The sequence below is a fragment of the Nitrosomonas halophila genome (genome assembly GCF_900107165.1).
GTDB lineage: Bacteria > Pseudomonadota > Gammaproteobacteria > Burkholderiales > Nitrosomonadaceae > Nitrosomonas > Nitrosomonas halophila.
In genome coordinates this window covers 1-8,792 of the sequence record NZ_FNOY01000091.1, presented here as the reverse complement: position 1 = coordinate 8,792, position 8,792 = coordinate 1, and the positions used below count along the sequence as shown (strand labels likewise).

The following is an 8,792-nucleotide window of genomic DNA, read 5'->3' as shown; positions in this document are numbered from 1 at the left end:
TTCGAGACCTCAGGGTGCAACGGCTTCCCCAGAAAACGCTGTTACTTTACAGTGTTGAGCAAGTTTGCTGCTCACTATTAATATACAAGGGTGCACTTGTGCACCAGTTTTTTGTGATGCAAGGCGATTTGCTGGCGGCGATCAACGTTTGACGGTGTGCAAGCGCACCCGGTCCGAGTTGCGAGCCACAGGCGTGGCGCGGCAAGCCCACCCAGCGCCAATCTGGCCTTGATGCTGGATGCCTCAAGCGGCATGTTGGCTTGGCGATTCGTTCAAAGGGTCGGTGCGGGCGCATGCCCGAAATGATCCTTGTGCACGGCTGCGCTGCGCGCTGTAGCGCTTGAAATGACGTCGCGCTTGACCAATTCGGCCAGGTGCTGATCCAGCGTTTGCATGCCAATCGCCTGACTGGTCTGGAGGGTCGAATACATCTGGGCCACTTTGCCTTCCCGGATCAGGTTGCGGATGGCCGGGGTGCCGAGCATGATCTCATGCGCAGCCACTCGCCCGGTGCCCGCCCGGGTTTTGAGCAAAGTCTGGCAAATGACCGCGTGCAGGGATTCGGACAGCATCGCGCGGATCATACCCTTCTCTTCGCCTGGAAACACATCGATAATCCGGTCGATCGTTTTGGCCGCTGAACTGGTATGCAGGCTCGCAAGCACCAGGTGACCGGTTTCCGCAGCAGTCAGGGCCAGGCGGATGGTCTCCAGGTCGCGCATTTCGCCCACCAGGATGATATCCGGATCTTCGCGCAACGCCGCGCGCAGGGCGTTGCTGAAACTGTGCGTATCACGGCCGATTTCGCGCTGATTGATCAGGCATTTCTTGCTCTGATGGACGAATTCAATCGGATCTTCCAAGGTCAGAATATGGCCATGCTGTTTGTCGTTGATCGCGTCAACCAGGGCCGCCAGCGTGGTCGATTTGCCAGAGCCGGTCGGCCCCGTGACGAGCACAATGCCGCGTGTCTGCTGCGCAATCTCGGCCAGGATGCCGGGTGCGCCGAGTGCTTCGAGCGTGGGCACCTGGCCGGGTATGGCGCGTATGACTGCCGCCGCGCCTCGGCTGGTATGGAAAGCATTCACCCGGAAGCGCGCCAGATCGGGAATTTCGAAGGAAAAGTCGCATTCCAGTGAATCGGCATACTGCTTGCGCTGTCTGTCGTTCATGATGCCGGATACCATGGTGTGCACGGCCGTGGGTGCCAAGGCTGGCAGATTGACGCGCCGGATTTCGCCGTGCAGCCGGATCATGGGCGGCATGCCTGCGGATAAATGCAGATCGGAAGCATGATTCTTGACCGCAAAGGAGAGTAACTCTACTATGTTCATAAGCAATGCCTGTGGCACCCGCTGGCAGAAGGTGCGGATCGATCGAGAGGGTTGTTCTGGCCCGGCGCACGGACCAGTTCGATTTGAAACGGAACAAATCGATTAACATTGAGCAGCTTTTCAGAGAAGCTGCCGCTTCCCGCCATCATATTTGCGTTATCCTGTGCGCCTCTGGATCATTTTCTGTTTCGGTGTGGCGCATGCCCTGCACCCGGCGCGGCATGCAGCTGCTGAAGATGGTAGAGAGGCATATTATCCTATGTATATTCAACTCATTATCTAGTAAACCATGACCACGATTGCTTCACGCCTGGAAACTGTCAAAGCCCGCATCATCGATGCCGCCAACAAAGCCGGACGCGACCCAGCCACCATCCAGTTGCTCGCGGCCAGCAAAACCAATCCCCCCGAAAATCTGCGAGAGGCCTGGGAAGCCGGACAAACCGTGTTCGGGGAGAATTATCTACAAGAGGGGTTGATGAAAGTCCGCGCACTGGCGGATCTGCCGATAGAATGGCATTTCATCGGGCCGATTCAGAGCAACAAGACCAAGCCGATCGCCGAGAATTTCGCCTGGGTGCACGGGATCGACCGCGAAAAAATCGCCACCCGCCTGTCGTCGGCCAGGCCGGAGTCCTTGCCGCCGTTGCAGGTCTGTGTGCAGGTCAATGTGAGCGGGGAAATCACCAAAAGTGGCGTGGATCCGGACAAGGTGCTGGAGCTGGCGTCCTTCGTCAGGGATTTGCCGCGTCTGCAGCTGCGCGGCCTGATGGCTGTTCCCGAGCTGACCGCTGTCACGGCATTGCAGCGGGAACAGTTTCAAATGCTGCGCGAGATTTTCGAGCAACTGCAGCAGCAGGGATTCGACATCGACACCCTGTCGATGGGCATGTCGGAGGATCTGGAGAACGCGATCGCCGAAGGCGCGACCATCGTCAGAATCGGCACGGCGATTTTTGGGCAACGCCGTTATGCTATTCCTGAAGAGCTGGGTTCCCGGCAGTAGTCAGCGAGCGGTATTTCTCCAGTAGCTGTGCCTGGCTTTCGGTTCTGTCCGGATCGATCACGATGCAGCTGACCGGACAGACTTCCACGCACTGCGGCGTATCGTAGTGACCGACGCATTCGGTGCAGCGGTCAGGGTTGATCTCGTAGATTTCCTCGCCCTGGGAAATGGCCTGGTTGGGACACTCCGGCTCACATACATCGCAATTGATGCATTCATCGGTAATAATTAATGCCATTTTTTCCTCTCAAATTGTCATCTTTTTTTGTATAACTGTTCAGCAACGAGCGGGTGGACAAACTTGCTCGCATCCCCGCCCAGACGGGCGATTTCGCGCACAATGGTGGCAGAAATGAACATGTATTGCTCGGAGGGCGTCAGGAAGATCGTTTCCACATCGGGGTACAGACCCCGATTCATGCCCGCCAGCTGAAATTCATATTCAAAATCGGAAACCGCCCGCAGGCCGCGCACGATGATGCGGGCCTGTTGCTGGCGCGAAAATTCCATCAACAGACCGGAAAAGCCCATCACCTTGACGTTGGGGTAATCCGCCAGGACGGCCCTGGCCATCGCCACCCGTTCATCCAGCGAGAAGAAAGGCGACTTGCCGCTATCCGCTGCGACGGCCACCACCAGCTCGTCAAACAGTTTCGAGGCGCGGTGCACCAGATCTTCATGCCCGCGCGTGATGGGGTCGAAAGTGCCGGGGTAAATGGCTTTATCCATCCTGTTTTAAATGCAATAAATAATAATAAACACGGCTTGCCCGGCCTTGTTTCCATATCGACCAGGCATCCTCCGGACAGAACGGCGCGCCGCATTCCACATAGACCACAGCGTGATCCGCCAAGCGGGGCGGCAGCAGCGCCAGCGCTTCGGACAGCAAGCTGGATGCGAACGGCGGGTCGAGAAAGACCACATCATATTGCCTGTCATCCGAACGCAGGAATGCCTGCGCATCCCTATGTTCGAGCTCGATTTGCGTGGCATGCAACTGGTCGATTGCCGTGCGCAGGCCGCGGATCAGTTGTCTGTCGCGCTCGACCATTACCACCTGCAGGGCACCGCGCGAGGCGGCTTCAAAACCGAGCGCGCCGCTGCCGGCAAACAGATCCAGGCAGGTTTTTCCGCTCAAATCCTGCCCCAGCCAGTTGAACAGTGTCTCACGCACCCGGTCCGGGGTCGGCCGCAGCGCGGCGCTGTCGGCGAACCGGATCAGACGGCTGCGCCATGCCCCGCCGATGATGCGGACCTTGTTGGCTACGGTTGGCGAAGCCGGGGATTTGGGTGTCAATCCGCAACACCCACTACCACGGTGACCATGCCGGCCGGATCGATGCGCCGCTGGAAGGCATCCTTGATCTGTGCCAGCGTGACTTTTTCCACCGCCTTGACATAGTCTTCCAGGTAAGTCAGCGGCAATTGATAAAAGCCGATCATGCCCAGATAGCCAAGTATCTTGCGGTTGCTGTCGATGCGAAGCGGAAATCCGCCGACGAGGTTCTGCTGGGCGGCCTGCAATTCCTGTTCGGTCGGGCCCTGTTCAACAAACTCCCGCAGGACCTGCCGGGTCAGCTGCAGCGCCTGCTCGGCCTGCTCCTTTTTGGTCTGCAGGCTGATCTCGAATGGCCCTTGTTCCTTGAAGGGCGAGAACGCGCTGCGTACGCCATAAGCCAGCCCGCGAGCCTGCCGGATCTCCTCCATCAGCCGGGAAACAAACCCGCCGCCACCGAGGATGTAGTTGCCAACCAGCAGTGGGAAATAATCGGGATCATCGCGGGTCAATCCGGGGTAGGCCAGCTGGATATGGCTTTGGGTGGCCGGATGATCGATTTTCTGCGTCCGGGGTGCCGGTGCCTTGACGGGCGGCAGCTTGGCGGGTGCTTTGCCGGCTGGCAGAGCCTTGGTCAGCGATTCCGCAATCCGGGCCGCTTCGCCGCGCTGGATATCGCCGATGATCGCGATCACCGCCTGACTGGCCGTGTAGCGGTGCCGGTAGAAATCGGCCAGATCCTGGCGGGTGAGCGCAGCCAGCGTCTCCGGCTCGCCGGATTCCCGCAGACCATAGGGATGGGTGCCATAGAGCATTTGCATCAAGGCTCTGTCGGCAATCACTTCCGGCTTGGTGTCCGCTTCTTTGAGCGCGGCGATCAAACGGGTGCGCTCCCGGTCCACGACCGGTTCGGGAAATTCCGGATGCTGCACGACCCGTGTCAGCACGTCCAGGGCCTGGTCGCGTTCCGGTTGACTGCTCAGGGTGCGCAAGGACAAGCCGGCCCGGTCGCGGTCAAACTGGCCGCCGAGCTGCGCGCCGACATCGGCCAGCGTTTCGGCGATCCGGTCCTCCGGCATGCCACCAGCGCCCAGGGTCAGCAGACGCTGGGCCAGCAGGGCGCGGCCGGATGTCTTGGGTGTATCGGTGCTGCTGCCTGCCGGAAAGTCGATGCTGATATCGAGTATCGGTAAATCGTGGTTTTCAACAAAATAGACGCGCACGCCATTTGCCGTTTGCCAGTGCTGGATCGGCAGGAATGCCAGCGCGCCCTGGGCATATAGCCCGATCCACAGAATCACCACAAGCTGAAGAAATCGCATAAATCCTCTTGCTGTTTTTGTTGAATAGGTTCTTGCCGCCCTCATTGCACGGATGCCAGATCACGCGCCATCTGCTGGCTAAATCAGAAACCGGCCTGCAAGTGACCGCCGGTCCGGGCAGTCTGCGGCTTTTATCTTATCTTTGTTGGGCAAATTATCCAAATATAGATCATGCGGCGGGTGAAAAAGTTTAGAACCAGTGCGCTCATTTTTAGCGGCTGCAGCCTTCTAGTACTCCGTTCCGCCAAACCGCTTACATGAAATCGCGCCTTCGCCTGTCATGCGTTGTTGCAAATCCTCGCCATAGCTACGGCTATGACTGCGGTTTGCGCCTAGCCTGGCAGGCGAATCCATCGATTTCATTTGTAAGCTAATTGACGGAACGGCGTACTAGCGCAGGATCGCTTGCGCACCATAAAATCGGCGATGGATCAGGCCGACCTGCTTCCCGCTGAGCATTGCAGGAAGACCTATCAAGTTTTACAGGCATTTTCTCGATAACTGAACTGGCGCCTTGGTTTTTAACGGGTAGGGCTGCCTGGAAACCTGTTCAGCAACCATTTCGGGAAATTATCTTATGTCCAATTCAACAAGATCCATATCCAGTTGTCGTCAGCGGCTGGTCAGCCGTTTGCGCAAAGGTCTGGCGCTGCTCCTTGTCCTCGTGGGCTTTGGGCCGGGCCTGTCCGGCATGCTGATGGCGGCCGCTGCCAGCGAAATCTCGGGGGAGCTCGATGTCATCATCAAGGAAGACTTCGACCACAATCATTTTGAAACCGACTATTTCTTGCGCGACGATAACGGCGTCGATTGGTACCCGCTGCAGTTTGAGCGCATGCCACCCGCGCATTTGCGCAGTGGCCAGCGCATTACGGTGAAAGGCCGGTCGATGGGCGGCAGGTTCCGGGTCGAGAGCCTGCAGGAGGAAGCGCCGCTGCGCGGCAAAAAGCAGGATCCGGATAAGGAGGCGTTCACTTACGAACCCTCCGGCCTGGCCGCAGCCGAAACGGTCGACACACGCAGGGCGGTCGTGATCCTGGTCGACCTGACCAACGCCAAAACCTCGTCCTATACCTCTCCTTCCCAGGTGGCCGGTCATATGTTTACCAATACCCGTTCAGTCGATGGTCTGTATCGCGAAGCGTCCTGGGGGCAAATGCGTTTTCTGGCCGATACCGACGGCGATGGCAGCCCGGATGTGTTCGGGCCTTATACGATCAACTATGACAATTCGACCTGCAGCTATTATAACTGGGCCACTGCTGCCGAAGCGGCTGCCGAGGCTGCTGGCGTCGATCTTTCATTGTACCGTCATCGTGTCTTCGTGCTGCCGCGCACCGCCGAACTGCCTGCCTGCTCCTGGGCGGGAATCGCCAACGTCGGTTGCGGCACTTTCTGCCGCGCCTGGATCGCCGGACAGACCGGCATGATCTACGCGCACGAGCTCGGTCACAACCTGGGCATGGCGCATGCCGGCACAGATCCGGAAAACGATTCCGTGATCAATAACGTTTACGGTGACTATTCAGATCCAATGAGAACTTCAAGCAGCAGCTGGTACGTGTTCAATGCCGCGCACAGCGATCAAATGGGTTGGTATGCCAATGTACCAGGGACGATATCGACGGTGGTCGCGGGCGGCACTTTCAACCTGGCCGCCATTGGGCTCGATCCGGCCAGCGTTCATGGTGCGCCGTTCATGCTCAAGGTCGCCAAGCCCGATAGCAACGATTTTTACTATCTGTCCTATCGCCAGCCTATCGGCCAGTACAATCAGCTTTCGAGCACCTATACCCGTGGTGTCAACATTCATCGTTACCGGGGGACGGGCTACAGCGCTACCACCCATATCAGAACCCTGGTCGATGGCGAAACCTTTGTCGATTCTGTCAATGGTATTGCATTCACTCAGCTGTCGCAAGGCAGCGGCCATGCCTCGGTGCAGGTCAGCTTCGGCTGCGTCACCGCCGCGCCGGCTCTCTCGATCAGCCCCACAACGCTGGCGCTGCGTGCCAGCGAGACGGCCAGATTTTCGGTCAATGTGACCAACCAGGACATGAGCGGCTGCAATGAGCGAACCATCGCGCTCGAATACGCGGGTGGCAACGTCAACGGCTGGCTGTCGCCGGCCGAGCTGACGCTGTCGGCATCCCAGTCTGGCAGCAGCGCATTGGCGGTCGATACCCAGCTGGCGGAGGGGCATTATCCGCTGACGGTCCACGCAGCTGGAATGGAAGGGCCGGCATTCTCTGGTCAGGATGGCGCCATGCTGATTATCGACAACACACCGCCGAGTGTACCGGCCGGTTTGAGCGCTTCGGTCAACCGGCAGGGCCGGGTCACGCTCAGCTGGCAGGCTGCCAGCGACGCGCTCTCGGGCGTGGCCGACTATCCGGTCTACCGCGATGGCGCACTGATCGGCCATGCCGCCAGCAATGGCTTTAGCGACAGCGCGACGGAAGCAGGTGCCAGTTATGAATATACGGTCAGCGCCCGCGACGCTGCCGGCAATACCTCGGCCCTGTCGAGTCCGGTGCTGGTAGTGATCAGCATCAACGGTAATGGTAATGGTAATGGCAACGGAGGAGGGAGGAAATGATTGCTGTCAGTTTGCCATGACTGCTGGATTTACAAGCTGTTGGCAAACTAATAACCACGATGCGGTTGACAAGATAGTAACCGTATCGTGGCCTGATTGTTTAAATCATTTTGGGTTGAAAATAATACTACTCTTCTTCTTCAACCTCATTCTCTGGGCAAGGACGTGCTTGTTCGACATCGACATGAACGCCGTAGAAATTGTTTGCTGGGGCAGAGATACTGAACGGAAATAATGCTGCATAGCCAAGATCTGGCATCAAATGACGCACTCTCCAGCGTTGCTAGCTACACGGTTCTATTGTGATGACGGAGGTTATCGTGAACGTGACCAACACCGGCTTTGCCGACAACAATACAACGTCTGCAGTTATTCGGTCAGCACCCACGGCGAGGCTGGTAATACTTCTGCACCACCGGCTTCGAACGGCCACAGCTGGTAGCATGAAAGGCTGTGGAGACGGCAATGACGGCAAGGGATAATTCTGATAATCTGCTACACACAAAAAAACCGGGGTTCGGCATAGGCCGAACCCCGGTATAAATCATTTCTCAGGTCCGTTGGCTTTTGTCCTCGGTCAAACCTACAGGCATCCGATCCATCGCCCCGTGGCCGTTCAATCCAGTTACTCGTCGGTAGGGCATTCCACCGGCAGAGCCACATCCACATGCACTCCGTAGAAATGGTTTAAAGGAACTTCAATTTCACCTTCTTGACCATTGCCGACTATTTTCCACATGAACAGCCCGGGTGCGGGATTTCCACTTGGAGCATTTTCATAATCCTGAACCTTGATGTTGTTGTCGCGGATCGGATTGCCGTCCTCGTCCAGCTTGAGATTGCCATCCTCGTCAAGCTCGTAGTTGATGCCAAATACCCAGTCTCCGCTGAGATTGATGGTGATCGTCACAATGTTCCCGTCTGGGGCGCTGAAGGTCACAGTGCCGACGTTAATATGTTGACCAGCAAACAGGGTGACTTCTTTGCCTGCACTGTACTCCACGTAGGTCGCCCAGTTGCCCCTATCCGTGTAGCGTAGTGAGCCTGGCTCATTGCCATTGGCGGCCCAGGCGGTTTCGTCCTGGAAGCACTCTTCCTCTCCACCTTCATCGGGATTCCAGCAAAAACCACCGATATTGCTCAGTTCGGCAAAGTTGCCACTAGTACCCAGCATCCGAAATATATCCGATAACCTATACGAGCAAAGGTTTGCCAATATAAGTCCAGCGAAACGACTTTGCCAAGGTTTCATTGA

Annotated in this window: 8 protein-coding genes; 2 read left to right on the top strand and 6 right to left on the bottom strand. The window is 57.4% G+C overall.

The features are described from left to right. Positions 1-272: 272 nt before the first annotated feature. A complete protein-coding gene (locus BLV85_RS13580) occupies positions 273-1,334 on the bottom strand; it encodes a type IV pilus twitching motility protein PilT (protein ID WP_090415777.1) in 1,062 nt (353 codons plus the stop codon). A gap of 289 nt (positions 1,335-1,623) precedes the next feature. On the opposite strand from BLV85_RS13580, the gene BLV85_RS13575 reads away from it, so the two are divergent. Next, positions 1,624-2,340: a YggS family pyridoxal phosphate-dependent enzyme gene (locus tag BLV85_RS13575; protein WP_090415776.1), complete on the top strand. Its 717-nt coding sequence runs from the start codon at positions 1,624-1,626 to the stop codon at positions 2,338-2,340. Here BLV85_RS13575 and BLV85_RS13570 read toward each other — a convergent pair. The 4 genes from BLV85_RS13570 to BLV85_RS13555 are packed head-to-tail and all read right to left on the bottom strand — an operon-like array spanning position 2,309 to position 4,938. Further along, entirely contained in the window at positions 2,309-2,578 is a 270-nt protein-coding gene (locus BLV85_RS13570) for a YfhL family 4Fe-4S dicluster ferredoxin (protein ID WP_090415775.1), read from the bottom strand. The genes BLV85_RS13575 and BLV85_RS13570 overlap by 32 nt on opposite strands. Before the next feature lie 17 nt (positions 2,579-2,595). Next, positions 2,596-3,069, bottom strand: coding sequence for a pantetheine-phosphate adenylyltransferase (gene coaD, locus BLV85_RS13565; RefSeq protein ID WP_090415774.1), 474 nt, complete (start codon positions 3,067-3,069; stop codon positions 2,596-2,598). Continuing rightward, positions 3,062-3,637: a 16S rRNA (guanine(966)-N(2))-methyltransferase RsmD gene (rsmD, locus tag BLV85_RS13560; protein WP_090415773.1), complete on the bottom strand. Its 576-nt coding sequence runs from the start codon at positions 3,635-3,637 to the stop codon at positions 3,062-3,064. Before rsmD ends, coaD begins: the two co-directional genes overlap by 8 nt. Next, the gene (locus tag BLV85_RS13555; protein ID WP_090415772.1) at positions 3,634-4,938 is read right to left on the bottom strand and encodes a M16 family metallopeptidase; all 1,305 of its coding nucleotides are present in this window, start codon (positions 4,936-4,938) and stop codon (positions 3,634-3,636) included. Before BLV85_RS13555 ends, rsmD begins: the two co-directional genes overlap by 4 nt. 577 nt (positions 4,939-5,515) lie before the next feature. Between BLV85_RS13555 and BLV85_RS13550 the strand changes: the two genes are divergently transcribed. Next, positions 5,516-7,537 carry a metallopeptidase domain-containing protein gene (locus BLV85_RS13550; protein WP_090415771.1) on the top strand — a complete coding sequence of 674 codons (2,022 nt, stop codon included), beginning with the start codon at positions 5,516-5,518 and terminating at the stop codon, positions 7,535-7,537. Between the two features lie 625 nt (positions 7,538-8,162). On the opposite strand, the gene BLV85_RS13545 is transcribed toward BLV85_RS13550, so the two are convergent. After that, on the bottom strand, positions 8,163-8,792 hold a 630-nt coding region (locus BLV85_RS13545), incomplete at its 5' end, for a hypothetical protein (protein ID WP_218132853.1).